Raw genomic sequence first — 26,406 nt, forward strand, 5'->3', positions numbered from 1 at the left:
GGCGGGGCGGCCCCGGTCCGTGGCCGCCTCGCGCCCGGGGCACGGGCCTGGCAGAATTTTTACCGACAGCGCGTCGGAAACGCCCCTACACTGATTTACCGACACCGAGTCGGTAAATCTGCCGGCCGTTCGCGCCCCTCGGCCCCGGAGGTCCGTCATGGAACCGTCCAGCCCGGCCCCGCGCACCTCGCCCGTCGCGCCCGCCCCGCGCACTCCGGCCACCCCGTTCTCGACGGTGATCCGGACCGCGTCCCACGCGCAGCACACCGAGGCCGAGAACTCCTCGTTCATGAGCGACCTCCTCGGCGGCAGGCTCGGCGTCACGGCGTACCGGCGCTACACCGAGCAGCTGTGGTTCGTCTACCGCGCGCTGGAGGACGCCACCGGGGCGCTCGCCGGCGACCCGGTGGCGGGCCCGTTCCTCCGTCCCGAACTGACCCGCACCCCCGAGCTGGAACGCGATCTCGCCCATCTCGGCGGCCCGTCCTGGCGCACGGGCCTGCGGCCGCTGCCGGCCACCGCCGCCTACGCCGCCCGCGTCACGGAATGCGCCCGCACCTGGCCGGCCGGCTATGTGGCGCACCACTACACCCGCTACCTCGGTGACCTCTCCGGCGGCCAGATCATCCGCGGCACCGCCGAGAAGACCTGGGGTTTCGCGCGCAAGGGCGACGGCGTGCGCTTCTACGTCTTCGAGCACATCGCCAACCCCGCCGCCTTCAAGCGCAGTTACCGCGCCCTGCTGGACGCGCTGCCGGTGGACGAGGTCGAGAAGCAGCGGGTGGTCGAGGAGTGCCGCCGCGCCTTCCGCCTGAACGGCGCGGTCTTCCACGCACTGGGTGAGGAGTTCCCGCTCAGCGCGTAGGAAGGGCAACGGGCGGGCGGCGGCGGGCGGTTACGCCGCCGGGCGTCGCACCCGGCCGCCGACGGCGAGGGTGCCGTCCGGATGGATCCGGGTGAAGATCTGCGACGCGGCTCCCTGATGGATCGTCAAGGGGCGGGCCAGCTGGTGGGTGAGGAGCATGGCGGCGGCGCCGGTGGCCTCGTCCTCGGCGATGGTGTCGCCGCGGCGCGGGAAGCCGCGGGCGCGGACCACGCCGGCGGGTTCGTCCTGCCAGGCCCAGGCGTAGAGCCAGCCCTCCCCCGGCGGCGGGGCGGGCAGGGCGTCGACCTCGGCGACCGAGGCGAGGCGTTCGGTGCGGCGCGGCGGCACCCATTCCGGGCGGCCGCGGACCCAGGTGAGGTCGTCCTCGAAGCTCACCGCGACCTCGCCGGCCGGCGGGTTGAGGGTGCGCGGCGGCCGGCCCTGTTCGCGCAGGAGCCAGGCGAGACCGACGAGCGGATGCCCGGCGAACGGGAGCCGGACGCTCGGGGTGTGGATGTCGACGGTGCCCCGGTCGGGGTCGTCGAGGAAGACGGTTTCGCTGAAGCCGAGCCGGGCGGCGAGGGCGGCGCGTGCGGCGGGACCGGGGAGCGCGGCCCCGTTCCGCACCACCGCCAGTTCATTGCCCCCGGCTCCGTCCGGTCCGCAGAACACCCGGAGTACGTCGTATGCGGTCATCGGCACATTGAACCGCGGGGCCGGGCGAGACCGCGCGGACCAGGGTCCGGCGCAGTCCGGCGCAGAGCACGCGGGCGCGGGTCACGGTCGGCGGGAACGGCGTCATGGAGCACCCCCAGGGATGATTACTCAGGTAAGGCTAACCTAATTAATGCGGGGCGGGATCATCGCCCCGCGGGTGACGAGGGCCGAAAAGCCCCGGTCACAGGCCGTCTCGACAGTGGGCCCTTACCTTGACCGGCGCATGACCGTTCCGTGATGTGCGGCGGGCCAATCCGTGATGGGGCCGTTGCGTATGAGAGCGGGCTCACTGGACAGGGCGGGCAGAAATAGGTAAGCCTCAGATAAGTTAGGGGCGCCTTAGTGGTGGCTCCGGCCATTGTTTACCGTTCCTGTGCACAGTTTCTTCGTCCTAGCCCGCTTGGAGCCCCGTATGCGAGCCCTTCGCTCCTCCGCCGTCGCCGCCCTCGCCGCGGCCACGGCCGTCACCGCCGTCGCCGGCTGCGCCGCGAAGAACGACGGCAAGGGAGGCGGCAAGGGCGCGGTCAAGGTGACCGCGACCGACTCCAGCTGCGAGCTGTCGACCAAGGAGTTCCCGGCCGGGCACGTGCAGTTCTCGGTGGAGAACAAGGGCTCCCAGGTCACCGAGGTCTACGTCTACGCCCCGGGCGACCGGATCGTGACCGAGCGGGAGAACATCGGCCCCGGCACCAACGCCGAGATCACCGCGGAGATCAAGGCCGGTTCGTACGAAATAGCCTGCAAGCCGGGCATGAAGGGCAAGGGCATCCGGCAGAAGGTGACGGTCAGCGGCAAGAGCGCGGCCGCCAAGCATGACCCCAAGCTGGACGCCGCGGTCGCCGCGTACCGCAGCTACGTCCAGGAGCAGGCCGACCAGACCCTGCCGAAGGCCCAGAAGTTCGCCGACGCCGTCAAGGGCGGCGACCTGGAGGCCGCGAAGAATGCCTATGCGCTGTCCCGGATCGGCTGGGAGCGCACCGAGCCGGTCGCCGAGTCCTTCGGCGACATCGACCCCAAGGTCGACGTGCGGGCCGACGGTCTCCCCGACGGCAAGAAGTGGACCGGCTGGCACAAGCTGGAGAAGTCCCTGTGGGAGGAGAAGAAGATCTCCGGGGACGACAAGAAGCTGGCCGACCAGCTGATCACCGACCTCAAGGACTGGCAGAAGCGGGTCGGCAAGGCCGAGATCACCCCGACCAGCATGGCCAACGGCGCCAAGGAGCTGCTCGACGAGGTCGCCACCGGCAAGGTCACCGGTGAGGAAGAGCGCTACAGCCACACCGACCTGGTCGACTTCCAGGGCAACGTCGAGGGCGCCGAGAAGGCGTACCAGCTGCTCAAGCCGGTCGTCGTCAAGAACGAGCCGGCGCTGGCCAAGGAGCTGGACAAGCAGTTCGCGGCGATCCGCGCGCTGCTCGACGACCACCGTGACGACAAGTCCACCGACGGGTTCGTCTCGTACGACACGGTCGGCAAGGGCGACCGCAAGAAGCTCTCGGACGGCGTCAACGCGCTGGCCGAGCCGCTGTCGAAGCTGGCCGCAGCCGTGGCCACCGCCAAGTAGTCCGCCGCCGGGGCAGGGGATCAGGATGACGCAGGACGAGGACGGTATGGCAGACAAGACGGACGAGGCGACCGAGGCGACCGGCGCGGCCGCCGGGGCCCCCGCGGACGGGCAGGCCGCCGGCGGGCGGGCGCCGTCCCGGCGTTCGCTGCTCGGCTGGGGCGGTGCGGGGCTGGCGCTCGGCGCGGTGGCGGCCGGCGGTACGGCCGCGGCGCTGCGGGCCGGCAACGACGTGGCGCCGGCCGGCGCGGACGCCACCGCGGGCGCCGCGGTGGCCTTCCACGGCCCGCACCAGGCAGGCATCGCCACCGCCGTCCAGGACCGGCTGCACTTCGCCGCGTTCGACGTCACCACCGACGACCGCGACGAGCTGATCGCCCTGCTCAAGGAGTGGACGAAGGCCGCCGCGCGGATGACGGCCGGTGACGCGGTCGGTGACGGCGCGGTCGGCGGGCTGGCGGAGGCGCCGCCGGACGACACCGGTGAGGCGCTCGGTCTGCCGCCGTCCCGGCTCACCCTCACCTTCGGCATCGGCCCGACGCTGTTCGAGAAGGACGGCAAGGACCGGTTCGGCATCAAGGACCGGCGGCCCGCGGCACTGATCGATCTGCCGCAGTTCCCCGGCGACAACCTCGACAAGTCCCGCAGCGGCGGCGACCTGTGCGTCCAGGCGTGCGCGGACGACCCGCAGGTGGCGGTGCACGCCATCCGCAACCTCGCCCGGATCGGCTTCGGCAAGATCGCCATCCGCTGGTCGCAGCTCGGCTTCGGCAAGACGTCCTCGACGACGCCGGACGCCCAGACGCCGCGCAACATGATGGGCTTCAAGGACGGCACCCGGAACATCGCGGGCACCGACACCGCCGCGCTGGACAAGCACGTGTGGGTCGGCGACGGGGACGAGAAGGGCAAGGCCGGCTGGATGGCGGGCGGTTCGTACCTCGTCGCGCGCCGCATACGCATGCACATCGAGACCTGGGACCGCACCTCGCTCAAGGAGCAGGAGGACATCTTCGGCCGGAACAAGGGCGAGGGCGCCCCGGTCGGCCGGAAGAACGAGCGCGACGAGCCGCACCTGAAGTCGATGCTGCCGACGGCGCACGTCCGGCTCGCGCACCCCGAGTCCAACGGCGGGATCCGCATCCTGCGCCGCGGCTACTCCTTCACCGACGGCACGGACGGACTGGGCCGGCTGGACGCCGGACTGTTCTTTCTCGCCTACCAGCGCGACGTACGGCACGGATTCGTGCCGCTGCAGCAGAAGCTGTCGCAGAACGACGCGCTCAACGAGTACATCCAGCACGTGGGTTCCGCGGTCTTCGCAGTCCCGCCGGGCGTCCGGAAGGCGGACGACTGGTGGGGCCGGGGACTGTTCGCCTGACACCGCCACCACCGACGAGATCGCCGTCCACAACGGGCGGCCGTATGAAGGAAGGGAAGGGACCGGCGTGTTCGGCAACTACCTGATCGGACTGCGCGAGGGGCTGGAGGCCAGCCTCGTCGTGTGCATCCTCATCGCCTACCTGGTCAAGACCGGCCGGCGGGAGGCGCTGCGCCCGGTCTGGCTCGGCATCGCGCTCGCCGTGGTGCTGTCGTTCGCGTTCGGGGCGGCGCTGCAGTTCGGCTCGGAGACGCTGACGTTCAAGGCGCAGGAGGCGCTCGGCGGTTCGCTGTCGATCATCGCGGTGGGCCTGGTGACGTGGATGGTCTTCTGGATGCGGCGCACCGCGCGGCACCTGAAGAAGGAACTGCACGGCAAGCTGGACGCGGCGCTGCAGATGGGCACCGTCGCGCTGGTGGTCACCGCGTTCCTGTCGGTGGGCCGGGAGGGCCTGGAGACCGCGCTGTTCATCTGGACCGCCGCGCAGTCCGCCAACGACGGCGTACGGCCGCTGGTCGGGGCGCTGCTGGGGCTGGCGACCGCCGTGGTGCTGGGCTGGCTGTTCTACCGCGGTGCGGTGCGGATCAACCTCGCGAAGTTCTTCACCTGGACCGGCGGGATGCTGGTCGTGGTCGCGGCGGGCGTGCTGGCGTACGGCTTCCACGACCTTCAGGAGGCGGCCGTGCTGCCCGGGCTGGGCTCGCAGGCGTTCGACATCAGCGCGCAGATCCCGGCCGACAGCTGGTACGGCACCCTGCTGAAGGGCATCTTCAACTTCCAGCCGGACCCGACCGTCCTCCAGGTCACGGTGTGGGCTCTCTATCTGATCCCCACGCTCGGCCTCTTCCTCGCCCCCGGTAGGGTGGCGCCGAATCGTGCCACCCCGGCGGCCACCGCGCCCGCCCCGGTCGCCCCGAAGGAGCCCGAGCCCCATGACACGCAGGTCGCCGTTCCGGGTGCCCGCAACAGTGACGTCAGCAGCGACGGCGCTGGTGATACTGAGCGGCTGCATGACGGTGCACGGCGAGCGGGAGATGCTGCCGGCGGTGACGAAGGCTGACGGCGCCAAGGCGCTGCAGCGCTTCGCGGCCGGCTTCAACAAGGCCAAGCGGCAGCTCGATCCGGAGCTCAACCCCTCGTTCGAGGGCGGCGCACTGCTCGCCCTCGACCAGGCGGGGATAAAGGCGGCGCACGCGCTGAAGCCGCAGGGCGACCCGGCCTACCCGGCCCTGGCGTTCAAGGACGCGCACTTCACGGTCCCCAAGCAGGCGGGCTGGCCGAAGTACTTCATCGCCGACGCGGCCAGCAACCGCAAGGCGGCCGACGGTTCGTACAGCCGCTGGTTCCTGGTGTTCAGCCGCAACGGCCTCAAGGAGAAGTGGCGGGCGGTCTACCTGGCGGAGTTCGCCGGCAACAAGGCGCCGGAGCTGAAGACGGACCAGGACGGCTTCGCCGAGGCGGTGCCGGCCGGCGCGAAGTCCGGGCTGACGGTCGACCCGGGCAAGCTGAGCCGGACCTACGCCGACTACCTCAACACCGGCAAGGGCAGCGCCTTCGCGTCCGGCCCGAACACCGACGGCTGGCGGGCCCGGCGCGCGCGGGACACCAACCAGCCGGGCGCCCGCATCCTGTGGGAGGACACCGCGGCCGGCTACCCGCCGGTGGCGCTGCGGACCACGGACGGCGGCGCGCTGGTGTTCTTCGCGACCTTCTACCACCAGCAGAAGACGGTCTCCACCGGGTCGGTGATCACGGTGCCGGCCCAGCTGCAGGGCCTGATGGACGGGCCGACGAAGAAGACCAACAAGATGGCCTTCACCACCGTCTCCGCGCAGGCGGTGACGGTGCCGGCGAAGGGCTCCGGGGGCAAGATCACGGTGCTGAACCGGCGCGAGGCCAAGACGTCGGTCAAGCCGCTGTAGGCCGGCCGGGAGCCGGACGTCGGATCCGCGGCACGCGATACGGGCAAGGGGCCGCCGGGAGGTTTCCGGCGGCCCCTTGCCCGTACGGCGGGGTCGTGAAGGTGCAGGCGCGGCGGCGGTCAGTGGCTGATCGGCCAGGCCGCGGTCTCGTGGTAGTGCTCGCCGTCGGCGCGCTCGTTGAACTCGGCGCAGGCGTCGGTGAGCGAGGCGAGCAGCGTCAGCGGGTCGGGCAGCGGGAGTTCCGGGCCGCGCAGCCAGGTCACCGCGGGCTGGTCGCCGGGGAGGGTCGAGGGCGGCAGGAGGACGTAGCTGCCGCGGCAGTGCCAGCGCAGGCCGGGATGCTCGTCCATGGTCTCGGGGTGGCAGTCCAGCTCGCAGGGCCACCACTCGTCCTCGTCGTCCGGGGTGCCGCGGGTAGCGGTGAAGAACAGCATCCGGCCGTCGCCGAAGCCGCCGCCGCTGAGGGTGATCGGGCCGACCTCGATGCCGGCCGCCTCCAGTCGTCCGAGGGCGCTGCGGCCGGCCTCGACGGGCACGTCCAGGACGTCGTGGGCGATGCCGGTGGCGGTGATGAAGTTGGCCTGCGGGAGGGTCCGGACCCAGGCGGCGACCTTGTCGCGGTCGGTGGTGGCGACGGTCTGCCAGCCGAAGGAGATGGGGTGGCGTCCGGGGGTGGGACAGCCGATGCGCTCACAGGAACAGCCGTAGCCGGAGGGGTGCGCCGCCGGGGCGATCGGGAAGCCCGCATCGGCCGCGGCCAGCAGCAGGTCCTCGCGGCCGCGCGCGGCAACCGATCCCGTGTCCGTATCGCCGCCGTCCGATCCGCTCTTCGGCCGGCGCAGCCACTGGGAGAACCTGCTCTTGCGTTCCATCTATCCCCTCACTTCGAGCGGTGGTCTGGGATCAATGCTGCCACCATCCTGCGCCCGGGGTGACCGGTGTGCGGATCCGGGGTGAACAGAAGGGGTGCGAATACCGGCATTTCCGGCCATCACCGACAGGTCGCCGCGCTTGCCCGGCGCTCGCCCGGCCGGGTCAGTCCCGTGGCCGCAGACCACGCAATACCTGGTCGACGAGGGTGTCGACGAAGTCGTGGGTCAATTCGCCGGTGCGCATCAGCCAGCGCTGTGAGAAGGGACTCAGCAGCATCTCGACGGCCACCCGCACATCGATGTCGTCGGCCACCTCGCCGGCCTCCTGGGCCCGCCGCAGCCGGTCGGCGTAGACCCGGATGCCGGGCTCCATCAGCCGGGCGACGAAGGTACGGGAGAGCTCCTCGTCGTTCGCGCCGGCCGCGGCGAGGGCGCGGTAGGGAGCCTGCCAGGCGTGGTCGTTGAATTCGTCGGCGGTCGCGCGGAGCACGGTCTTCAGGTCGGCGGCGAGGTCACCGGTGTCCGGGAGGCCCTTTTCGTAGTCCTCGTCGACGCCGGCGGTGAAGGCGTCGAGGAGGACCGCGGCCTTGGAGGGCCACCAGCGGTAGATGGTCTGTTTGCCGACCCCGGCCCGGGAGGCGATGCCCTCGATCGTGAGCTTGTCGTAGCCGACCTCGCCGACCAGCGTGAGCGCGGCGTCGAAGATCGCCTGCCGGGAGCGCTCACTGCGGCGGGAGGAGTCGGGGGCTTTGGCGGTGGAGGGGGCTGAGGTGTCGGCCATGCGGTGAGTGTAGCGACAGCTAGGCGAGACGTATCGTCTTGACGAGACGGTACGTCTCGTACATGCTGGATCCCGTTACGCGAGACGGAACGTCTCGCTTCATCGTGACGACCGAGGAGGAACCCATGAGCAAGGGCAACGGAGACGGCATGCTCGGCGTCGGTGGCACCCGCAGCAAGCTGTCGCGCGGCGCGCTGCGCGGCGGCCCCGGCGGCGGCCGGGGCGGCCCGGACCGCGCCGGGGCGCAGGCCCAACGGCAGGAGCTGCTGCGCAAATTCCAGGAACGAGCGGCCGGGAAAGGATGAGACCGCCCGGGCCCGGCGTGATCAGGCGCCGGGCCAGGTGTCGCCCCAGGCGGCGTCCCGGGCGTCGCGGTACTGCGCGCCGTGCCGCTTGGTGACGGTGGTGCGCCGCAGCCCCTCGTCCGCGGTGCACAGGTCGAGGAGGACCTGGCCCTTGCGGAGCTGCGGTTTGCGGACGATCCGGGCCGGGGCGGGCTCGGCCGGCAGGGCGGTCGCGGCGACGTAGGAGAACTTCTCGTCCTCGTACGGCAGCGCGCCGCCCTTGACCTGGCGGTGGAGGGAGGAGCGGCTGACCCGGGCGGAGAAGTGGCACCAGTCCTCTCCCACGACGATGGGGCAGGTCCCGGCGTGCGGGCAGGGGGCGACGATCCGCAGGCCGGCCTCGATGAGCTGGTCGCGGGCCTCGCGGATGCGGAGGTAGCCGTCCGGGGTGCCCGGTTCGATCAGGACGACGGCGGTGGCGGTGGCGGCCGCGGCGACCACCGCGCGGCGGTCCTCGGGGCGGAGTTCGCCGAGCACGTAGGAGACGGTGATCAGGTCCGTGCCCTCGGGGACGGTCAGCCCGGCGCCGATGGTGCCGCGGCGCCAGGTGGTGTCCGGGAGGGTGCCGGCGGCGAGTTCGGCACCGAGGTCCAGGGCCGGCTGGGCCCAGTCCACGACGGTGCTGTGGTGGCCCTGCCAGAGGGCGGCGGTGGCCCAGGTCGCGGCCCCGGTGCCGCCGCCGATGTCGAGGTGGCTGGCCGGGGACCAGTCCGGAACCCGGGCGGCGAACGCGGTCAGCGCGGCGCGGACCGCCTCGAAGGTGGCCGGCATCCGGTAGGCGGCGTACGCGGCCACGTCCGCGCGGTCACGCAGGACCGGGGCGTCGGTGGGGGTACGCCCCCGGTAGTTGGCGATCAGCCGCTCCACGGCCTGCGCGGCCTGCTTGGGCGGCAGGCCGTCGAGCAGGCCGGCCAGTGCGGCGCGCAGTTCGTCGTGCATCGACGAAATTCTACGTACGTTTTCGGCTTGCCCGCCGTGGGGGTTGCTGCCTCCCACGTTTTCGGCTGGCCCGCCGCGGGGGTTGCGGTTCTTCCGCCTTCGGCGGGCGTGGGGGTTTGGGCCGGGGGGCGCTCGGTTGGTGGGTGGTGCCGGGTGTGGGCCTCCGGGGGCGGGTTTCCGGACTGCTGACGCTTTACGTCCGGAAACCCGCCCCCTCCGGCCCACCCCCTACGGCCGGAATCGCGCCCCCGCCCGGTGGGGGAAAACAGACTGGGGCTCTGCCCCAGTCCCATGCCCTCCCCGGGCGGGGGCGCCCCACCGGACGGGAGGGGGCGGCCCGGAGGCGCCTGTGTTGTGGACGTAAAGCGAAGCAGTCCACAACACAGGCGCCGGAGGGCCGCACCCGGCACCACCCACCCACCAGGCGCCCCCGGCCCAAACCCCACCCCGCCGAAGGCGAAAAAGACAGCAACCCCCACGGCGGGCAAGCCGACAACGTGGGAATCAGCCGGCGCCCCGCGCCAAGCAGCTCGCGGCAGCGGCCCGCGGGCCGCTGCCGGCGTTGCGGCGCCGCGGGTGGACCGTATTGGCCAGCAGGACCAGGAACGTGTCGGTGGCGCGGTCCAGGACCAGGCTCGTGCCGGTGAAGCCGGTGTGGCCGGCCGCGCCGCGGCCCGCCAGCTCGCCCATGAAGTACGGCTGGTCCACGACGAAGCCGAGGCCCGGCGGGTCGAGGAGGGCCTCGACCGCGGCGGGCCCGAGGATCCGGGTGGTGCCGTACGCACCGCCGTTGAGCAGGGTGCGGCACAGCACGGCCAGGTCCTGGGCGGTGGAGAACAGGCCCGCGTGGCCGGCCACCCCGCCCAGCGCCCAGGCGTTCTCGTCGTGCACCTCGCCGCGGAGCATGCCGCGGTCCGCCTTGGCCCAGGGCCGCCGCTGGTCCTCGGTCGCCGCCACGCCGTGCGGCGGCAGCGGTCCGTAGCGGGTGGAGGTCATGCCGAGCGGGCCGGTGATCTGCTCGCGGACCAGCGCGTCCAGGCGGCGCCCGGTGCAGCGCTCCAGGATCAGCGCCAGGGCGATGAGGCCCAGGTCGGAGTAGCGGTACCCGGCACCGGTGCCGCCGCTGGGGGCCGCCGCCTCCCCCCACAGCAGCGCCAGTTGGGCGGCCCGGTCGGGGTGGTCGTAGAAGGGGAGCTCGGGGGCGAGCCCGGAGGTGTGGGTGAGCAGCTGCCGGACGGTGCGCCCGGGGGCGAAGGCCGGCAGATGGGCCCGGACCTCGTCGTCGAGGGAGAGGCGGCCGCGTTCGGCCAGCTGGACGGCGACGATGGCGGTGAAGAGCTTGGTGAGCGAGGCCAGGTCGAAGACGGTGCCGGTCCGCATCGGCACCCACAGGTCGCGGGGCAGGTCCAGGCCGCGGTCCCGCTCGGGGTCGTACGCGCGGTAGCGGTGCGCCCAGCCGGCGGCCTCCTCGGCGGCCACGACCGGGCCGCGGCCGGCCAGCACCACGACCCCGGGGCTCCACGGCGGCCGGCCCTCGGGCAGCTCCCGCACCCCGCGCACCAGCCGCTCGACCCAGGCGGGGTCCAGTCCCGCCCGGGCCGGGGTGCCAGAGGTGAGTCGCGGTGCGTTCAGAGTGCGGTCCTCCCGCCGGAGCTGTTCTCCCCCTTACGCTGCCACGGACGGCACAGTCCCAGGAAGCTCCCGAGCGCCAGAACGGCGCAGGAGAGCTGGACGAGTGCCATCGGTACGGCCGTCCGCTCGCCGGCGATGCCCACCAGTGGTGAGGCCACCGAGCCGAGGAGGAAGGTCGAGGTGCCCAGCAGCGCGGAGGCGGAGCCGGCCGCGTGCGGGGTGCGCAGCAGCGCCAGGGTGTTGGTGCTCGGCATGACCAGGCCCATGGCGGCCATCAGCACGAACAGTCCGGCGGCCGTCGGGAGGAGTCCGACGTGTCCGAAGACGCCGGAGGACATCAGCAGCAGCGCGGCCGCGGCGAGCGCGATCACGGTCAGGCCGGCGCCCAGCACCTTGTCCAGGGCGACCCGGCCGACCAGCACCTTGCCGTTGATCTGGCCCAGCACCACCAGGCCCACGGAGTTGATGCCGAACAGCAGGCTGAAGACCTGCGGTGAGGCGCCGTAGATCTCCTGGACGACGAACGGCGAGGCCGAGATGTACGCGAAGAGGGCGGCGAAGGCGAAGGCGCCGACGAGGAGGTAGCCGGAGAAGACCCGGTCGGCGAGGAGGTCGCGCATGGTGCGCAGGGCCTCGCCGACGCCGCCGGGGTGCCGCCGGGCGGGCGGCAGGGTCTCCGCCAGGCAGCGCCAGACGAGGAGGGTGAGGGCGAGGCCGACGGCGGTGAGGACGACGAAGACGCCGCGCCAGTCGGTGACCTGCAGGATCTGCCCGCCGATGAGCGGGGCGACGACCGGCGCCACCCCGGAGATCAGCATCAGGGTGGAGAAGAACCGCGCCATCGCCACCCCGTCGTAGAGGTCGCGCACCACGGCGCGGGCGATGACGATGCCGGCGGCGCCCGCCAGCCCCTGCAACAGGCGGAAGGCGATGAGGAGTTCGGCGTTGGTGGCGATCACGCACAGGGCGGTGGCCAGGACGTAGACGACCATGCCGGCCAGCAGCGGGCGGCGGCGTCCCCACTTGTCGCTCATCGGGCCGACGATCATCTGGCCCAGCGCCATGCCGGCGAGGCAGGTGGTGAGGGTGAGCTGGACGGTGGCGGCCGGGCTGTGCAGGGCGGCGGTGACCTGCGGCAGGGCCGGCAGGTACATGTCCATGGAGAGCGGCGGGACCGCGGTGAGGCCGCCGAGGACGAGGGTGACGAGGAGGCTGGTGCGGCGGGACGCGGCGGGAGGTGGTGCTGTTGCCGCGTCCCGCCCGGCTATCGCGGGGGTGTCCGAGGTGTCGGCCGGGCTGGTGCCGGGCTCCGTCATGTGCGTCTCCATGGGTACGTGGTGAGTGCAACCATGGTGTCATGCCCAGAGCAGCTTCGGGCCCCTTACCGGGTATGCCATTGGACCTAGGTCCGAAGGTCCCCTCAGGCCGACCCGATGCCCGGGTTGCCGGTCTCGGTGACGTAGGACGCGGCCTGCGTCGTACCCGGGTCGGCGGCCCGCCGCCCCGCAGCCCTTGAGCGCTCGACGAGGGTGGGTCCGGCACCGGACGGCGCCGGACAATCACGGCACGCGGCACGCATCGCCGGCTCTCCGTAGGATTCGGGACATGGCTGAACTGATGGTGCGCGACGGCACCTGGACCTTCGACGGAGAGGGCATACGCATCGTGCCGGGGCGCGAGCGCGGGGTGCACAAACTCCGCCTGGACCTGGGCGAGTTCACGGTTCCGCTGGCCGCGCTGGCCGGCATCGCCCACGAACCGGGCCGCAAGGGCGGCCGGCTCCGGCTGCGGCTGCGGGACGGCGCGGACCCGCTGCTCCAGGTCACCGGCGGCGGGCTGCCGGACGATGCGAATCCGTATCAGGTCGCCGTGGACGCCGCACGGGTGGACGTCGCCGAGTACTTCGTGGACGCGGTCCGGCAGGCGCTGCTGCTGGAGCAGGTGCCGGACGGGCCCTGCGACCGCTATCTGCTGCCCGGCCCCTCGGTGCCGCTGACGGCCGCCGGGGTGGACGGCGTCGCCACCTTCGACGGGGAACGGGTGCGCCTGGAGTGGCGCTGGAACACCAGTGAGACCAAGCGGCAATGGGGTCCGCAGGACTACGCCCTGACCGACCTCGAAGCGGTGGAGTGGCGCCCGGCGGTCGGCCTGGAGTCCGGCTTCCTGCGCTTCCGTCCGCACGGCGCGAAGGAACGGCTCAAGCCGGATCACGACCCGAACTCCATCGAACTGTGGGGCTTCAAGAAGGAGAGCGGCACCACCGCGCTGCTGGCGGCCGCGGTCACCGCCCGGCTGCCGCACCCCTCGGCGCCCGCCGCCCGGCACCTTCCCGCGCCCGCTCCGGCCGTGGCCGCGCTGACCGCCGCACCGCCCGCGTCCGCACCGCCGGCCACCGCCCCGGCCGCCCCCGCCGACGACCACGACGCGCTGCTGCGCCGGCTGCGCGAACTGGGCGAGCTGCACCGCGACGGCATCCTGACCGACGAGGAGTTCACCGCCACGAAAGCGGCGGTGCTGCGGCGCTTCGACACCGGCGGCTGAGTCGCCGCGGCGGGCGCCCGGTTCGCTCCCCACCGCCGTTTACGCTGCCGCCATGGCAGAGAACACACAGCGGGCAGGGGCAGCACAGGCGACGCCGGTGGCGCGGGCCGGGCACGTGGGCGGCACGGCGACCGCGCCCCGGCCCACACTGCCGGCGCCGGCCACCCGGGGCGGGCAGACCCCGCAGACCGCGGCGGTGGTCCAGGAGGCACGGGAGGGCGGCGCGGCGCCCCGTAAGGTCGCGGTGGTCACCGGTGCCGGATCCGGCATCGGGCGGGCGGTCGCCCAGGCGCTGATGCGCGCCAACTGGTCGGTGGCGCTGGCCGGCCGGCGCGCCGAGGCACTGGCGGAGACCGCCCGTCTGGCCGGCCTGACCGAGCCGGCCGGCCCCGCGGTCGTGACCGTGCCGACCGACGTCACCCGCCCCGAACAGGTCGACGCGCTGTTCGCGGCGGTCCGCGACCGGTTCGGCCGGCTCGACCTGCTCTTCAACAACGCCGGCACCTTCGGCCGGGCGGTGCCGCTCACCGAGCTCTCGTACGACGACTGGCGCGCGGTGGTCGAGGTCAACCTCACCGGTGCGTTCCTCTGCGCCCAGGCCGCGTTCCGCACCATGCAGGAGCAGGAACCGCAGGGCGGCCGGATCATCAACAACGGCTCGATCTCGGCGCACGTCCCGCGGCCGCACTCCGTCGCGTACACCGCCACCAAGCACGCGATCACCGGGCTGACCAAGTCGCTGTCCCTGGACGGCCGTCCGTACCGCATCGCCTGCGGCCAGATCGACATCGGCAACGCGGCGACGGAGATGACCGGCCGGATGCAGACCGGGATCCTGCAGGCGAACGGGCAGACGGTGGTGGAGCCGGTGATGGACGCCGCGGACGTCGCCCGGACGGTGGTGCACATGGCGGAGCTGCCGCTGGAGGCCAATGTGCAGTTCGCGACGGTGATGGCCACCACCATGCCCTACATCGGGCGGGGCTGACCGGCCGTCGGCCCGGCGGCCGTCACCTCGCCTCCACCGGACCGTTTCCGTCCGACCCCTGCCCTCCGCTCGCTTCCGGTGGCACGCTTACCTCTCACCGCACCACTCGTCTGCCGGACCGCCGCCTGCGGCGGTCCTCCCCCGGGCTCCACAAGAGCAGGGGGATCCCCACCCGCGGCCGCGCGCCCGGCGTGCGCGGCCCCCGCAGAAGGAGTTACGCGTGAGACGAAACGACCGTGGCGGAACGGCAGTTGACGGCATAGCGACGCGGCGTCCGGCGCGCGGATCCCGGGCCGTCCTCGGCACCCTGACCGCCGCCGGTACGCTGCTGGCCCTGCTGCTCCCCACCGGCCCGGCCGGCGCCGCCACCCCGCAGAACTCCCACCGCTCCGCCACCCCGCAGCGCACCGCCGCCGCCTTCTGGACCGCGGCGCGGATGCGGTCCGCCACCCCGCTCGACCTCGCCGCACCGGCGCGGCAGCACCGCACCGCGGTCCCGCGCAGCGCCCCGCTCACCGTACGGCCGACACTGCCCCGGTTGCCCAGGCTGCCGGCCCTCCCCGTCCTGCGGCCCACCGCCGCGGCCCAGCCGGGCGGGCCGTGGACCGGCGGCGGCGCGGTCACCAAGACCGCCGGCCGGGTGTTCTTCACCTACCAGGGCCGTACCGCCTCCTGCTCCGGTGACGCGGTGACCAGCGCGAACAAGAGCACCGTGCTCACCGCCGGGCACTGCGTGAAGCTGCAGGGCGCCTGGCACACCAACTGGGTCTTCGTGCCCGGCTACCACGACGGCCAGGCCCCGTACGGCAAGTGGTCGGCCGCCAAGACGCTCTCCACGCCGCAGTGGACGGCGAGCGAGGACATCAACTACGACGTCGGCGCGGCGGTCGTCGCCCCGCTCGACGGCAAGAAGCTCACCGACGTCGTCGGCGGGCAGGGCCTGTCCTTCAACTCCGGCTACAACAAGACGATGTACGCCTTCGGCTACCCGGCGGCGGCCCCGTACGACGGCACCAAGCTGATCTACTGCAGCGGCACCACCATGAAGGACCCGCTGTTCTCCCACGACCACGGCCTGTCCTGCACCATGACCGGCGGCTCCAGCGGCGGCCCGTGGTTCACCTCGTTCGACGAGAAGACCGGCACCGGGCTGCAGTCCTCGGTGAACAGCTTCGGCTACCAGTTCCTGCCCAACACCATGTTCGGCCCGTACTTCGGCGACGACGCCAAGAACCTGTACAACACGGCACAGTCGTCCTGACCGACACGGCGGGCGGGGTCTACTCCCCGTCCGCCACCCCGGTCGTCACCGACCGGCCGACGTCGTCGTAGCCACCGGCAACCAGTGCCGAGGCCACCACGACGAGCGCGACCAGGGCGCCGAAGATCAGGAACGGGCGTGCCCCGTAAAGGAGTTGACGGCTGCGCCCGGGTCCCCGCCCGGCGCGCGTCCGCCGCCGCTGCGGTCCCAGGGCCCCCGGGCCCATACCGCGACGCCACCCCAGGGACCGGCTGATCCGCCGCTTCCAATACACCAGCCGGTAGTAGTGCTTGAGCACCGCAGCCCCCACCCGTACACCCGTGCCGTACACCCATTCGAGGGAAATCCCCCCGAGAGTACCGGCCGCGGAACCGCTCCACCGCACGATCGGGCAAGGCGGTGGAGCGGCCCGGCGGGTCAGGGGCAGGGGGTCAGTGGGTCACCATCTCCCGCAGGGAGGCGAGGAGTTCGACGCCGTTCGGGACACCCAGACCGGTACAGGGGTCCCAGCCAGGAGTGGCATCGAAGTCGCCGTTGGTGCCGTCGGTGACGTCACGGAAGCCGCGGGCGGTGTGCCCGGGGGTCGCACCGGCGTACAGCAGCGGGTGCAGCATGCCGAGCGGGCGGCCGAGCGCCTCGACCAGACGGCAGGTCAGCGCCGCCCACAGCGGGGCGACGGCACTGGTGCCGCCGATCACCGAGCGGTGGCCGTCCACCAGCACCTCGTAGCCGGTGGCCGGGTCGGCGACACCGGAGACGTCCGGCAGACCGCGGCCCGGACCGCTGCCGTTGTGCGGCACACCGGCCGTGGCCTGCCAGGACGGCAGCGGGAACGCCTCGCTGACACCGCCGCCGGTGGCGCCCCCGCCGTCGCCGCCCCACACCACTTCGCTGCGCACCAGACCGGAGGCCGGGTCGGCGTCCAGCCGGGTGCCGCCGCAGGCCAGGGCGTGCGGGCTGGAGGCCGGGAAGTCGGTGTGCGGACGGCCGTCGGGGACGCCGTCACTGCTGCCGTCGTCGCCGGCCGCGGCACACACCGTCACACCCAGCGCCGCCGCGTCCGCCAGCGCCTCGTCGAACACGGCGCGGGCCTGGTCGGTCCAGAACGGCTCCGCGGCGCCCCAGCTGATGCTCAGCGCGGCCGGGGTCGGGGTGTCGTGGACGGCCTGGGTCACCGCGTTGACGAAGCCCTGGTCGGTGTTGTGCGCGAAGTACACCTTCTGCTCGGCGCCGGGCGCCAGCGCACCGGCGACCTCGATGTCCAGCAGCACCTCACCGTCGGCACCGTGCGGGTCCCCGGTCGGCTGATTCCGGGCGGTGCCGACGCTGACCGCCGTCACCTTGGGCATCTTCGGCAGCCCGAGGGACCGGAAGTACTCCTCCAGTTCGTCCTGGGTGAAGCCGCCGCCGAGTTCGACGATCGCCAGCGTCTGCCCGCTGCCGTCGGTGTCCGGCGGGAACTGGTACACGCCGGCCAGCTGCGAGGGCTTGTAGGAGGTGTGGCGGGCGCGGGACCGGGCGTGCCGGATGTGCGGCCGCGCCTGCGGGCGGTCGTCCAGACCGAGCACCGCCACGACCACGCCGTCCAGCTCGGCGGGCAGCTGCAGCGGACCCTCGCGGTGCCGGTGCTCGACGAGCTCTCCGTGGGTGGGGTCGGGGCTGGCCACCCGGGACAGCTGGGTCCCGAACGCGGCGGCCATCTGGTCCGCGGTGCCGGACACCTTCATGCGCCTCGACGCCAGGTCGACCTCGTGCACGTCGACGCCGTGGCGGCCCAGCACCTCGCGTACGCGGTCGGCGTCGGCCTGGTCGGCGCCGTACCGCTGCGCCAGCTCGGCCTGCGAGATGGTGTCCGGCCCGGTGATCAGGTCCCGGGGGATCTCGGCCCGCCGGCGCAGCATGATCGTCGCGTGCACGGGGGTGGAACCGTCGAGCGGACCGGCGGGGCGCGCCTTGGGCGCGGCAGCCCGCTCACTGCCAGGAATGGGTACAAATCGTTCATTCATAGCACAAAGTATCGACCCGATCACGCCACGTTCGCATGTCGAGGCCGGGGCCGCCGGGGCCCCGCGGGCGCGGTTCCGGGGCAGGACGGCCGGGCGGGCGTAGGGTGCCGCCGGGAGGACCGCCATGCGAAAGATCGTCCTGATGATGTCGATGTCTCTCGACGGCTTCATCGAGGGGCCGGACCACGACATCGGCTGGCACGTCGTCGACGACGAGTTGCACCAGCACTTCAACGACCAGCTCAGGACGATGGGCGGCCTCCTCGCCGGCCGTGTCACCCATGAGCTGATGGCCGGCTACTGGCCGACCGCCGACGCCGATCCGGACGCCAGCGGGCCGGAGGCGGAGTTCGCCGGGATCTGGCGGGAGATGCCCAAGTTCGTGTTCTCCCGGACCCTGGAGCGAGCCGACTGGAACACCACGATCCTGCGGGAGGTCACGGCCCCGCGGATCAGGGAGCTGACGGCGCAGCCGGGCGGCGACCTGGTGCTCAGCGGCGCCCACCTCGCCGCGTCCTTCCTGCGGCTCGGCCTGGTCGACGAGTACCGCATCTACGTCCACCCGGTCCTCATCGGCCGCGGCACCCCGCTCTTCCTCGACGCGGACACCAGGACCCGCCTCGAACTCACCGGGACCCGGGCCTTCGGCAACGGCGTCGTACTGCTCCGGTACACCCGGAACGGCGGACCGGAGGAGGCGTGAGGGGGCCCGAGGAGGCGTGAGGGGCACCCGCCCCCTACGTGATCAGGTCCGCGGCCGGTCCCGGCAGGAGAGGGCGTCGAGGGTCTCGGCGCGCGGCTTGTAGTCGGTTTCCCAGGTCGGGTCCGCCTTCGTGACGGCCCACAGCGACGTCGAGAAGTCGTGGCTCCAGTTGTTGCTGTTGACGTAGTCCCGCAGCGCGTCGCGCAGCCGCAGACAGTCCTTGCGGTGCCCCTTGGCCATCGCGATGCCGTAGTGGTTGACGGATCCGTAGGTGATGTCCGGGACGACCTTGAGGTCCGGGTTCTCCTGCGTGAAGCCGTACAGGATCATCTGGTCGGTCGAGACCGCGTCGGCCACCTTCTTGACCTTGAGGTCGGTGAGGCAACTCGACGCGTCCGGCCGCTCGTAGACCGCGACCCGGGCGTACTGCGGCCCCTCCAGCGTGGTGGCGGACGTCGTCCCGGGCCAGGTGCAGACGCGCTTGCCGAAGAGGTCCTCGGGCTTGCGGATCCGCTTGTCGTTCTTGCGGACCATGATGCCCTGGTACGTGGACGCGTACGGGCCCACGAAGTCCAGCGTCTTCATCCGGTCGACGGTGATCGAGAACGTCGCCACGACCAGGTCCTTCTTCTTCTCGGTGAGCACCGCACTGCGGTCCTCCGACGGCACGATCCCGAAGTCCGGCTCGGCGCCGACCGCCTTGAGGACCTGCTGGGCGACGGTGATGTCGAAACCGGAGAACTTGTAGGTGTGGACGACGCCCGTGCCGGGCTGGTCGTTCTTGGCACCGACCGACACCTTGCCACCCGCGAAGAGCGAGGGCGGCTCCGAGGATTCACAGGCGGTCGCCACGAGCGCGGTGAGTGCGAGCACCGCGCTCGCGGCTCGCGTCGTGCCGGCGGCTCGCGTGCCGCTCGCGGCTCGTGTGGTGCTCGCGGCTCGTGTGGTGCTCGCGGCTCCTGTCGTGCTCGTGCTTCGTGTGGTGCTTGTGCTTCGTGTGGTCCTCATCGGTCTCCCCCGTTCCGACGTGTGCTGCTTCTTACAGGGCGGTACTGACGGCACGTCACCGGTCGTGCAACACCGCACTCACCGTCCGTACGTCCATCTGGCAGCCGCGGCCGGTGTGCAGCCGGACGCCGATCGTCACCGTGGTCGTCCGTGCTCCGAGGGCGAAGTCGGCGGTGCCGCCGGGCCGGAGGTCCGCGGTCCGGTCCGCGGCGCCCGCGGTGAGCAGCGAGAGCGTGGCGTGGGTGTCCGGCAGGCAGGTCGGGCCGGCCGGGTCGTGGTCGGTGATGCCCAGCGTCAGCCGCAGCGCGTTCCGCGGCTCGGCCAGCGCACGGGCGTCGAGCCGGAGGGTGAGCGTGCGGTGCGCGGCGTCGTCCAGCGGCTGGCTGCCCTCCGCACGGACCTGCCCGGTCACATCGATCTCGCCGTGCGTCCGGACGCTCTGGAAGGCCAGCCAGCCACCGACCGTGGCCAATACGGAGACCAGGGACAGCACACCGGCCAGCCGGGCGTCGCGCGGGCTGCGGTCGAGGACGCGGGCCGCGGCGGTGAGCACCGACAGGCCGGTGAGCAGGCCCCAGAGGGTGTACTGGCGGGCCGGTCCGTCCGGCCAGTCGGTGCCGGCGATCACCACGGCGGCGCAGGCCAGCAGCAGCGGCAGCCAACGGGCGCTGGGGTGCATCACCCACTTGATGAAGATGTTCCTGATGTCGTGGGCCGCGATGGAGTGATCGCCGTGCGAGGTCGTGCTGTGATGGGCGTCGCCACCGCCCGCCGGGCGGCTCATGAACCGTTCCGGGTGTCCGCGCTGCCTCCCATGTGGATGTCGCCGTGGATCTCACCTGCCGCGATCGAGCCCTGGCCGGTCGCGGTGACGTGGTGGTGGACGGTGCGGCCGCCCGCGGGCGCGGCGAGCCGGTCGATCTGCCGCAGGAGGTGCGGCCCGTCCCGCCGGTCGGCGGGCTCCGCCAGCCAGACGGCCACCGCCTCGGCCAGCAACCGCCGCTCGTCGTCACCGAGGGCCGCCAGCTGCCGGTCGAGGGCATCCGCCCGCTCCTGGTCCAGAAGCACCCGCCCGTCCCCGCCGACCGGCCCCCCGTCGGCCCCGTCCACCTCGCCTCCGCGGCGCAGCAGCCGACGGAAGAACCCCTCCCCGGCCGACACGGTGCGCTCCGCGATCCGCTGCTGGGCAGCGCTGATCACGGACGTACCGAGGCTGTTCGCCGCCATGGTCAGATAGGGCGCGATCTCGGCCGATACGGTCGCCAGGTCGGACATCCGGCTCTCCCCCCACTCAGAAGTCACGACCCCCCGCCGCAACACCCCTTACGGGAAAGGGGTGTTACCCATGTGAGAGCTGGTCCACACCCCTACGGATGAGGGGTTTTCACCCTCCGGGGCACGGCGTACGGGACGGATCGGCGCAACTGCAGGCGGGCGGCCACGGAACGAACGGTCGGCATCAGTACCAGATGGCGATCGGGCGCCCGTCGGCATCACGCTCGGGCGGGTCCGGGAGGGAACGCGCACGGCCGTGGGCGATCCGGTGGGCCGTCCATGCGGCCGCGGCCGCGTCCAGTACGTCGTCCGGCGGGGTGCGCCCCGCGGCCCCCAGGTCGTCCGGGAGGACGATGCCGGCCGTGGCGAGGAGCGAGCGCCGCGCCATCTGCCCCGCCCAGCTCTTCTTCCGGGCAAGCGGCGCCGTTCCGCCCGCCAGGGCCCGGAACGACACCTCCGGGTGCACTTCGAAGAGCCGCTCGCCCCCAGGTTCCGCCAAGCAGGCGTTCGCCTCACGGAGTTTGGCCGCGAGCCCCCAGCTCTGACGGCTCAGCCCGGCCCCGGTCAGTTCGCGGCACCGGCCCCGCGCCGCGTCGTACGTCTCCTCCTGCCACACCGCGCGCGGCGGCACGCGGAAAACGCTCCCCCTGAGCGGTCCCAGCAGGGCCGCCGCCTCGCTGTCCGCCCGCCGCCACCCGGTGTCGAGGAGCCCCAGCGGCATGTCCACGGCCACGACCGCGACCCCGCCGGCCGCGGCAACGGGCAAGAGGGAGCGCAACGTCGGGACGGCCCGCGCCTCCGCGAAGCGGCCGTCCCGGAGCTCGACCGCCAGCCAACCTCCCGGACAGGCGTCGACACCGAGGACTGTCACCATGTCAGCCAGTCTCCTGGAACCGGCCCGTTGGGGAATACCCGTACTCGCCGTAGAGGCGGACGAAATGGGTGGGGGACTACGGTCCGGTTGCACACGAGCCTTCGGTGCGTCCCCTCGTACAGCTCGCTCAACTCCCTCCCATGCCCCTCCACGTATCCCTCATCCTCGTCCGAAAGCACCTGCCGCCCGGTAGCATCGGCGCTCGACGCCTCACGTCGTTCAGCGTCCGGGTGTGCGCATCGCGGGAGGGTTCGATGGTTCGTCCTTCACTCTTTGTCGGGTCGTCATCCGAGGGATTGCGGATCGCGGAGGCCGTTCAGGTCGTTCTCGACGAGGTGTGCGAGGTGGAACTCTGGACCCAGGGGATCTTCGGACTCACTCAGGGAACGCTGGATTCCCTCGTCACGGCTCTGCCACGCTTCGATTTCGCCCTGCTCGTGCTCACCGCCGACGACTTGACGCTCTCCCGCAATGTGGAAAGGTCCACAGCCAGGGACAATGTTCTTTTCGAACTGGGCCTTTTCACCGGAGCGTTGGGTCGCGATCGCACCTTCATGCTCTACGACCGCACGAACCCTCCCGCCCTGCCCTCCGACCTGGCTGGAATTACCGCTGCGACCTTCGCCCCTCAAGCCAGCGGAAACCTTGAGGCAGCACTAGGCGCACCGTGCACGAAGATTCGCCGCATGGTGGAACGGCTGGGAGCCAGGGCCGACAAGCGGTTACAGGGCCTGGAAAAAGCCACCCATAGCGTTGAGGATGTCGGCGCCACCATGCAGTCGCTCCTCCGTCTCCTGGCCAGGTCCCGCAAGGTGGAGCTGGATATCATCGCGACGCAGTTCGACCCCATGATCGACTCGCAAAAGCTGCAACAGATGAAACAGGACCTAGCTGATCTGAATCGAACTCTGGACCAGGATTAGAAAAGCGCTGTCCATCGGCCTCCCCACCCTCCACCAGAAACTTCCAGGGCAGGAAGTCCGGCTGGACGCACAACGGCCCCGACCAGGGCAATCCCCCAGGTCAGAGCCGTGATGGCGGACGAGTCGGCCTGTACGCCGGGTTCTGTCGCCCCCGGTCCTTGCGGGCCGGGGGGAGACGGCCATCCATCTAGGGCTGCCGTTGCCGACAGCCTCGTGCGGTCTACCCGCGGACTCGGGCGGGCAGCCCTCGGTCGTCCGCGCAGGGGCATCGTGGATGCCCCCTCTTGACCTTGCTCCGGGTGGGGTTTACCTAGCCCTCCGAGTCACCTCGGAGGCTGGTGGTCTCTTACACCACCGTTTCACCCTTACCGGAGGCCGAAGCCTCCGGCGGTTTGCTTTCTGTGGCACTGTCCCGCGGGTCACCCCGGGTGGGTGTTACCCACCACCCTGCCCTGTGGAGCCCGGACGTTCCTCGGGAGGATCGTTGCCGATCCCCACGCGGCCGTCCGGCCGGCTCGTCCGCCGTGGCGACCATGCTACCCGGCGCGGAACCGGCCCCGCGTCCCGGCACCGTTCCCCTGAGAATGCACCCGGTCCGCGCTTGACCTTGTCGCAGCGGCAACGTTTCTACTGGCGGCATGAGAATCGGTGAGCTCGCAGGTCTCGTCGGCGTCAGTACGCGTGCCGTCCGGCATTACCACCACCTCGGACTGCTGCCCGAACCGGGACGCCTAGCCAACGGCTACCGGGAGTACGGGCTGCGGGACGCGGTCGCGCTCGCCCGGTTGCGCCGGCTGACGGAGCTGGGTCTCGGGCTGGAGGAGGTCCGGGACGTCCTCGCCGACGACTCCGGGCGCGAGCTGCACGAGGTGCTGGCCGAACTGGACGCCGATCTGGCGCGCCAGGAGGAGGAGATCCGGGCGCGGCGGGCCCGGCTGGCCGTGCTGCGGCAGCAGGCGGAGGAGCACGGCGGACTGCCGGCGGAGGGTCCGGTGTCGGACGAACTGGCCGCGATGTTCCGGGAGATGGCCCGCACCTCGGCGACGCTGCCCGGTCCCGAGCCCGCGATGGCGGCGAAGGAACGGGAGGTGCTGGCGCTGCTGGAGTCGGCGGGCGGCGGGGCGGGCGAGCGGGTCGCCGGCATCCTCGGGGACTTCACCACGGCGCCGGGGGCGATGGAGCGGGCGTACGAGGTGTACGGGCTGCTGGACGCGCTGGCGGCGGTCGCACCGGACGATCCGCAGGTGGAACGGGTCGCGCAGGCGGTCGCCGACTGTATTCCGGACACCGTGGTCGCCGAGGTCGGCGGGGAGCACTGGGCGCGCGCGGCCGATGCGGGCCGGGAGACGGACGGCTTCATGGCGGCGTACTACGCGCACTTCCCGCCCGCGCAGGCCGAGGCCATGCGCCGGGCGATCCGGCTGGTCGCGGAGCGTGCCCAATGAGCCGGGGCGAGGCAGACCGGAAGCACGGGATGGTGCGGCGGCTGCTGGCGCATGAGGGACGGTGGCTGGTGAGTCTGGTGTGGTGGGTGGCGCGGCGGCGGTTCGGGGTGACGCCGGGCGAACGGGCCCTGCCGTACGCGGCGGCGCAGTCGGCGCTCGTCTACGGGCTGACGTTCGTGTGCGTGGTGGAGACGGCCGGGGTGCATGCGATGCTCGCCGGCGCTCCGGTGGCACGGGCGGCGATGCTGGTCGTCGATGTCTATACCGTGCTGATGATTCTGGGCTTCCAGGCGGCCGCGGTCACCCGGCCGCATGTGCTCGGCGCGGACCATCTGCTGCTCCGGGACGGCGCGCGGCGGGAGATCCGCATTCCGCTGGACCGGATCGCCTCCGTCCGGTACGACCTCCGCTTCCCCAAGGACGGGAAGGACGGAGGCGACAGGAAGGAGACGGGCGGCGGTGGGGTGTGGGCGCTGAGCGTGGGTGGCCAGACGTCGGTGACCGTCGAGTTGACCGTCCCGGTCGTCGGGGTGCGGCTGTCGGGGCGTCGTGACGAGGTGCGGACGGTGCGGTTCCACGCCGACGACGCACGGGGCGCGGTGGCGGCCGTACGGGCGGCGAAGGCGGCGAAGGCGACGGCGGACGGGCGGACCCCGGCGGCGGACGGGTCGGTCGCGGGGGCGGACGGGCCGGCCGCGGGGGCGGACGGGGCCGGTCGCGGGGGGCGCGTAGAAGCCGCGTAGAGGCCGTGCAGGGGCCGTGCAGGGGCCGTGCAGGGGTTCGGGGCCCGGGAAAAGGCGCCAGACCCCCGGAAGGGCCGCGGACGCGAAGGGGGTCACTCCGCCACGGCGGACGGCGTCACGCCGGTGTGAAGCGGACCGGTTCGAGGCCCGGGTCGGCCTCCGCCAGGCGGACCTGGATGTGCTGGCCGAGGGGGAGCGCGGGGCCCTCCGGGGCGGCCTCGACGGGGCCGATGACGGCCGGTTCGTAGAGGTGGACGGTGCCCCGGGTGGGGTCCTGCTCCTGGATGTCGACGACCACGGCCTCGAAGGTCTCGCCGACCCGGTCGCGCAGCAGCGCGGCCTCGACGAGATCGACGCAGGCCCGCTCGACCTGGTTGGCGCGCCGGGAGCCGGTCTCCATCTCGTGCGGCAGCGCGGGCAGCGCACTGCGCACCCAGTCCGCCGGCTCGTGGCCGGCGGACGCGGCCAGGCACAGCTCGGAGGTGTAGCGGTCGACGAGCCGGCGCAGCGGTGCGGTGGCGTGCGCGTACGGGGCGGCGACCGCGGCGTGCAGCGCTTCGGAGGCGGTGGGCGGGGTGCCGTCGAAGGCGGTGTAGCCGGCGCCGCGCAGCAGGGCCGTGCACTCCTGCAGGAACGCGGCGTGCCGGGCGCAGTGCGGATCGAGACTGCGGATCAGCGCGGAGTACGAGGTGTGGTGCGGCCAGTCGACGCCGAGCGCCCGGGCGGTCAGCCGCAGCCGGGCGACCGAGCCGTCGGGCGCGGTGGGCAGGGTCCGCAGGATGCCGGTGCCGGCCGCCAGCATCAGTTCGGCCGCGGCCATTCCGGTGAGCAGGGAGATCTGCGCGTTCCAGCCGTACGCCGGCAGGGGCGCGCGGTACTCCAGGCGGTAGCGGCCGTTCCGCTCGACGATCTCCTGCTCGGGGGCGTGCAGCGAGATCGCGCCCCGGGTGACCTCCAGCTCCTCGCGCAGCAGGCCGATCTCCCGGAGCAGGTCGAGCGGCTCCTCGGCCGTCCCCTCGTCGATGGCCCGCTGGACGCCCGCGTAGTCGAGGCGGGCGCGGGAGCGGACCAGGGCGCGGCGGACGGAGGTGGCGACCAGAACGCCCTCCGGGTCGAGGTCGAGCTGCCAGAGGACGGCCGGACGGTCCTGGTCGGGCAGCAGGCTGGCGGCGCCCTCGCTCAGCGCGTACGGGAAGAGCGGGATGCGCTCGTCGGGGAAGTACAGCGTGGTCACGCGGTGGTGGGCCTCGGCGTCCAGCGCACCGCCCGGCGTCACGAAGGAGGCGACGTCGGCGACGGCGTAGTGGATGCGGAAGCTGCCGTCGGGGTGGCGGGAGAGGAACATCGCCTGGTCGAGGTCGCGGGAACCGGGCGGGTCGATGGTGAAGAGGGGCAGGTCGGTGGCGTCGTCCAGGGCGTGCTCGGTCGCCACCGCGCCGTCGGCGGCCGGGATCCGCGGGGCCCGGGCGGCGCTGTCCGCCTCGGCCTGGGCCGTCGGCGGGAAGTGGTCCGGGACCTCCAGGTCGATCCGCAGCTCCCGCAGCGCGGCGCGCAGCGGGGCCTCGGCTGCGTCGGTCACATGCATATGGCGACGGGGCATGAAACCGAGCGTATGACCGGAT

At 72.6% G+C, this 26,406-nt stretch carries 26 protein-coding genes and 1 other RNA gene; 13 read left to right on the plus strand and 14 right to left on the minus strand.

The features are described from left to right. The first annotated feature begins 157 nt into the window (after positions 1 to 157). Positions 158 to 865: a biliverdin-producing heme oxygenase gene (locus tag ACZ7MX_RS20425; RefSeq protein WP_472134039.1), complete on the plus strand. Its 708-nt coding sequence runs from the start codon at positions 158 to 160 to the stop codon at positions 863 to 865. A gap of 30 nt (positions 866 to 895) precedes the next feature. Here ACZ7MX_RS20425 and ACZ7MX_RS20430 read toward each other — a convergent pair whose 3' ends face one another. Beyond that, positions 896 to 1,561 carry a PhzF family phenazine biosynthesis protein gene (locus ACZ7MX_RS20430; RefSeq protein ID WP_472134040.1) on the minus strand — a complete coding sequence of 222 codons (666 nt, stop codon included), beginning with the start codon at positions 1,559 to 1,561 and terminating at the stop codon, positions 896 to 898. Between the two features lie 433 nt (positions 1,562 to 1,994). Between ACZ7MX_RS20430 and efeO the strand changes: the two genes are divergently transcribed. The 4 genes from efeO to ACZ7MX_RS20450 all read left to right on the plus strand — a co-directional run bounded on the left by efeO (position 1,995) and on the right by ACZ7MX_RS20450 (position 6,449). After that, positions 1,995 to 3,146: an iron uptake system protein EfeO gene (efeO, locus tag ACZ7MX_RS20435; protein WP_472134041.1), complete on the plus strand. Its 1,152-nt coding sequence runs from the start codon at positions 1,995 to 1,997 to the stop codon at positions 3,144 to 3,146. 46 nt (positions 3,147 to 3,192) lie between these two features. Continuing rightward, positions 3,193 to 4,527, plus strand: a complete 1,335-nt coding sequence (gene efeB / locus ACZ7MX_RS20440; RefSeq protein ID WP_472134043.1) for an iron uptake transporter deferrochelatase/peroxidase subunit — start codon at positions 3,193 to 3,195, stop codon at positions 4,525 to 4,527. Positions 4,528 to 4,594: 67 nt separating this feature from the next. Then, positions 4,595 to 5,587: an iron uptake transporter permease EfeU gene (gene efeU / locus ACZ7MX_RS20445; protein ID WP_472134044.1), complete on the plus strand. Its 993-nt coding sequence runs from the start codon at positions 4,595 to 4,597 to the stop codon at positions 5,585 to 5,587. After that, positions 5,520 to 6,449: an SCO2278 family lipoprotein gene (locus ACZ7MX_RS20450; protein ID WP_472134534.1), complete on the plus strand. Its 930-nt coding sequence runs from the start codon at positions 5,520 to 5,522 to the stop codon at positions 6,447 to 6,449. Before efeU ends, ACZ7MX_RS20450 begins: the two co-directional genes overlap by 68 nt. A 119-nt stretch (positions 6,450 to 6,568) precedes the next feature. Here the strand turns inward: ACZ7MX_RS20450 and ACZ7MX_RS20455 are convergent, their stop codons facing one another. Both ACZ7MX_RS20455 and ACZ7MX_RS20460 read right to left on the minus strand, forming a co-directional pair. Continuing rightward, positions 6,569 to 7,321: a bifunctional DNA primase/polymerase gene (locus ACZ7MX_RS20455; RefSeq protein WP_472134045.1), complete on the minus strand. Its 753-nt coding sequence runs from the start codon at positions 7,319 to 7,321 to the stop codon at positions 6,569 to 6,571. A gap of 163 nt (positions 7,322 to 7,484) precedes the next feature. Continuing rightward, entirely contained in the window at positions 7,485 to 8,102 is a 618-nt protein-coding gene (locus ACZ7MX_RS20460; RefSeq protein WP_472134046.1) for a TetR/AcrR family transcriptional regulator, read from the minus strand. 125 nt (positions 8,103 to 8,227) lie between these two features. Here ACZ7MX_RS20460 and ACZ7MX_RS20465 point away from each other — a divergent pair, with 125 nt between their 5' ends. Next, positions 8,228 to 8,407 (plus strand): DUF6243 family protein, encoded by a 180-nt coding sequence (locus ACZ7MX_RS20465; RefSeq protein ID WP_472134048.1) that lies wholly within the window; start codon positions 8,228 to 8,230, stop codon positions 8,405 to 8,407. Between the two features lie 21 nt (positions 8,408 to 8,428). Here ACZ7MX_RS20465 and ACZ7MX_RS20470 read toward each other — a convergent pair whose 3' ends face one another. The 3 genes from ACZ7MX_RS20470 to ACZ7MX_RS20480 form a co-directional block, all read right to left on the minus strand. Beyond that, positions 8,429 to 9,385, minus strand: coding sequence for a small ribosomal subunit Rsm22 family protein (locus ACZ7MX_RS20470; protein WP_472134049.1), 957 nt, complete (start codon positions 9,383 to 9,385; stop codon positions 8,429 to 8,431). A 504-nt stretch (positions 9,386 to 9,889) separates the two neighbouring features. Next, positions 9,890 to 10,936 carry a serine hydrolase domain-containing protein gene (locus ACZ7MX_RS20475; RefSeq protein ID WP_472134050.1) on the minus strand — a complete coding sequence of 349 codons (1,047 nt, stop codon included), beginning with the start codon at positions 10,934 to 10,936 and terminating at the stop codon, positions 9,890 to 9,892. A 77-nt stretch (positions 10,937 to 11,013) separates the two neighbouring features. After that, positions 11,014 to 12,333 carry a multidrug effflux MFS transporter gene (locus ACZ7MX_RS20480; protein ID WP_472134052.1) on the minus strand — a complete coding sequence of 440 codons (1,320 nt, stop codon included), beginning with the start codon at positions 12,331 to 12,333 and terminating at the stop codon, positions 11,014 to 11,016. Between the two features lie 289 nt (positions 12,334 to 12,622). On the opposite strand from ACZ7MX_RS20480, the gene ACZ7MX_RS20485 reads away from it, so the two are divergent. The 3 genes from ACZ7MX_RS20485 to ACZ7MX_RS20495 all read left to right on the plus strand — a co-directional run bounded on the left by ACZ7MX_RS20485 (position 12,623) and on the right by ACZ7MX_RS20495 (position 15,807). Next, positions 12,623 to 13,558, plus strand: a complete 936-nt coding sequence (locus ACZ7MX_RS20485) for a DUF4429 domain-containing protein (RefSeq protein WP_472134054.1) — start codon at positions 12,623 to 12,625, stop codon at positions 13,556 to 13,558. 52 nt (positions 13,559 to 13,610) lie between these two features. Further along, positions 13,611 to 14,546, plus strand: coding sequence for an SDR family oxidoreductase (locus ACZ7MX_RS20490; RefSeq protein ID WP_472134055.1), 936 nt, complete (start codon positions 13,611 to 13,613; stop codon positions 14,544 to 14,546). 220 nt (positions 14,547 to 14,766) lie between these two features. Continuing rightward, complete coding sequence (locus ACZ7MX_RS20495) at positions 14,767 to 15,807, plus strand: trypsin-like serine peptidase (RefSeq protein WP_472134056.1); 1,041 nt, start codon at positions 14,767 to 14,769, stop codon at positions 15,805 to 15,807. Positions 15,808 to 15,826: 19 nt separating this feature from the next. Here the strand turns inward: ACZ7MX_RS20495 and ACZ7MX_RS20500 are convergent, their stop codons facing one another. Beyond that, entirely contained in the window at positions 15,827 to 16,138 is a 312-nt protein-coding gene (locus tag ACZ7MX_RS20500) for a hypothetical protein (protein ID WP_472134057.1), read from the minus strand. A 100-nt stretch (positions 16,139 to 16,238) separates the two neighbouring features. Beyond that, positions 16,239 to 17,813 carry a S53 family peptidase gene (locus tag ACZ7MX_RS20505; protein WP_472134059.1) on the minus strand — a complete coding sequence of 525 codons (1,575 nt, stop codon included), beginning with the start codon at positions 17,811 to 17,813 and terminating at the stop codon, positions 16,239 to 16,241. Between the two features lie 124 nt (positions 17,814 to 17,937). Between ACZ7MX_RS20505 and ACZ7MX_RS20510 the strand changes: the two genes are divergently transcribed. Next, positions 17,938 to 18,516 carry a dihydrofolate reductase family protein gene (locus ACZ7MX_RS20510; RefSeq protein ID WP_472134061.1) on the plus strand — a complete coding sequence of 193 codons (579 nt, stop codon included), beginning with the start codon at positions 17,938 to 17,940 and terminating at the stop codon, positions 18,514 to 18,516. A gap of 42 nt (positions 18,517 to 18,558) precedes the next feature. Here ACZ7MX_RS20510 and ACZ7MX_RS20515 read toward each other — a convergent pair whose 3' ends face one another. The 4 genes from ACZ7MX_RS20515 to ACZ7MX_RS20530 all read right to left on the minus strand — a co-directional run bounded on the left by ACZ7MX_RS20515 (position 18,559) and on the right by ACZ7MX_RS20530 (position 21,673). Further along, a complete protein-coding gene (locus tag ACZ7MX_RS20515) occupies positions 18,559 to 19,389 on the minus strand; it encodes a transporter substrate-binding domain-containing protein (protein ID WP_472134063.1) in 831 nt (276 codons plus the stop codon). Between the two features lie 190 nt (positions 19,390 to 19,579). Then, the gene (locus tag ACZ7MX_RS20520; protein ID WP_472134064.1) at positions 19,580 to 20,308 is read right to left on the minus strand and encodes a hypothetical protein; all 729 of its coding nucleotides are present in this window, start codon (positions 20,306 to 20,308) and stop codon (positions 19,580 to 19,582) included. After that, a complete protein-coding gene (locus tag ACZ7MX_RS20525) occupies positions 20,305 to 20,799 on the minus strand; it encodes a hypothetical protein (protein ID WP_472134065.1) in 495 nt (164 codons plus the stop codon). The genes ACZ7MX_RS20520 and ACZ7MX_RS20525 overlap by 4 nt, the downstream gene beginning before the upstream one ends. Before the next feature lie 184 nt (positions 20,800 to 20,983). Beyond that, complete coding sequence (locus tag ACZ7MX_RS20530) at positions 20,984 to 21,673, minus strand: DUF429 domain-containing protein (RefSeq protein ID WP_472134067.1); 690 nt, start codon at positions 21,671 to 21,673, stop codon at positions 20,984 to 20,986. Between the two features lie 140 nt (positions 21,674 to 21,813). Between ACZ7MX_RS20530 and ACZ7MX_RS20535 the strand changes: the two genes are divergently transcribed. After that, positions 21,814 to 22,596, plus strand: coding sequence for a TIR domain-containing protein (locus tag ACZ7MX_RS20535; protein ID WP_472134070.1), 783 nt, complete (start codon positions 21,814 to 21,816; stop codon positions 22,594 to 22,596). 115 nt (positions 22,597 to 22,711) lie between these two features. Here ACZ7MX_RS20535 and rnpB read toward each other — a convergent pair. Continuing rightward, positions 22,712 to 23,114: RNase P RNA component class A (rnpB, locus tag ACZ7MX_RS20540), an RNA gene on the minus strand. Positions 23,115 to 23,234: 120 nt separating this feature from the next. Here rnpB and ACZ7MX_RS20545 point away from each other — a divergent pair. Both ACZ7MX_RS20545 and ACZ7MX_RS20550 read left to right on the plus strand, forming a co-directional pair. After that, positions 23,235 to 24,041, plus strand: coding sequence for a MerR family transcriptional regulator (locus tag ACZ7MX_RS20545; RefSeq protein ID WP_472134071.1), 807 nt, complete (start codon positions 23,235 to 23,237; stop codon positions 24,039 to 24,041). Continuing rightward, entirely contained in the window at positions 24,038 to 24,784 is a 747-nt protein-coding gene (locus tag ACZ7MX_RS20550; RefSeq protein WP_472134072.1) for a hypothetical protein, read from the plus strand. Before ACZ7MX_RS20545 ends, ACZ7MX_RS20550 begins: the two co-directional genes overlap by 4 nt. 115 nt (positions 24,785 to 24,899) lie before the next feature. Here the strand turns inward: ACZ7MX_RS20550 and ACZ7MX_RS20555 are convergent, their stop codons facing one another. After that, positions 24,900 to 26,384, minus strand: a complete 1,485-nt coding sequence (locus tag ACZ7MX_RS20555) for an RNB domain-containing ribonuclease (protein WP_472134073.1) — start codon at positions 26,382 to 26,384, stop codon at positions 24,900 to 24,902. Positions 26,385 to 26,406 lie beyond the last annotated feature (22 nt).

The organism is Streptomyces sp. NPDC107765, from assembly GCF_055657085.1.

Coding starts and splice junctions, on each gene's coding strand:
- ACZ7MX_RS20425 (WP_472134039.1), top strand. CDS start 158: ATGGAACCGTCCAGCCCGGCCCCGCGCACCTCGCCCGTCGCGCCCGCC.
- ACZ7MX_RS20430 (WP_472134040.1), bottom strand. CDS start 1,561: ATGACCGCATACGACGTACTCCGGGTGTTCTGCGGACCGGACGGAGCC.
- efeO (WP_472134041.1), top strand. CDS start 1,995: ATGCGAGCCCTTCGCTCCTCCGCCGTCGCCGCCCTCGCCGCGGCCACG.
- efeB (WP_472134043.1), top strand. CDS start 3,193: ATGGCAGACAAGACGGACGAGGCGACCGAGGCGACCGGCGCGGCCGCC.
- ACZ7MX_RS20455 (WP_472134045.1), bottom strand. CDS start 7,321: ATGGAACGCAAGAGCAGGTTCTCCCAGTGGCTGCGCCGGCCGAAGAGC.
- ACZ7MX_RS20460 (WP_472134046.1), bottom strand. CDS start 8,102: ATGGCCGACACCTCAGCCCCCTCCACCGCCAAAGCCCCCGACTCCTCC.
- ACZ7MX_RS20465 (WP_472134048.1), top strand. CDS start 8,228: ATGAGCAAGGGCAACGGAGACGGCATGCTCGGCGTCGGTGGCACCCGC.
- ACZ7MX_RS20470 (WP_472134049.1), bottom strand. CDS start 9,385: ATGCACGACGAACTGCGCGCCGCACTGGCCGGCCTGCTCGACGGCCTG.
- ACZ7MX_RS20480 (WP_472134052.1), bottom strand. CDS start 12,333: ATGACGGAGCCCGGCACCAGCCCGGCCGACACCTCGGACACCCCCGCG.
- ACZ7MX_RS20485 (WP_472134054.1), top strand. CDS start 12,623: ATGGCTGAACTGATGGTGCGCGACGGCACCTGGACCTTCGACGGAGAG.
- ACZ7MX_RS20490 (WP_472134055.1), top strand. CDS start 13,611: ATGGCAGAGAACACACAGCGGGCAGGGGCAGCACAGGCGACGCCGGTG.
- ACZ7MX_RS20505 (WP_472134059.1), bottom strand. CDS start 17,813: ATGAATGAACGATTTGTACCCATTCCTGGCAGTGAGCGGGCTGCCGCG.
- ACZ7MX_RS20510 (WP_472134061.1), top strand. CDS start 17,938: ATGCGAAAGATCGTCCTGATGATGTCGATGTCTCTCGACGGCTTCATC.
- ACZ7MX_RS20520 (WP_472134064.1), bottom strand. CDS start 20,308: ATGAGCCGCCCGGCGGGCGGTGGCGACGCCCATCACAGCACGACCTCG.
- ACZ7MX_RS20525 (WP_472134065.1), bottom strand. CDS start 20,799: ATGTCCGACCTGGCGACCGTATCGGCCGAGATCGCGCCCTATCTGACC.
- ACZ7MX_RS20530 (WP_472134067.1), bottom strand. CDS start 21,673: ATGGTGACAGTCCTCGGTGTCGACGCCTGTCCGGGAGGTTGGCTGGCG.
- ACZ7MX_RS20535 (WP_472134070.1), top strand. CDS start 21,814: ATGCCCCTCCACGTATCCCTCATCCTCGTCCGAAAGCACCTGCCGCCC.
- ACZ7MX_RS20545 (WP_472134071.1), top strand. CDS start 23,235: ATGAGAATCGGTGAGCTCGCAGGTCTCGTCGGCGTCAGTACGCGTGCC.
- ACZ7MX_RS20550 (WP_472134072.1), top strand. CDS start 24,038: ATGAGCCGGGGCGAGGCAGACCGGAAGCACGGGATGGTGCGGCGGCTG.
- ACZ7MX_RS20555 (WP_472134073.1), bottom strand. CDS start 26,384: ATGCCCCGTCGCCATATGCATGTGACCGACGCAGCCGAGGCCCCGCTG.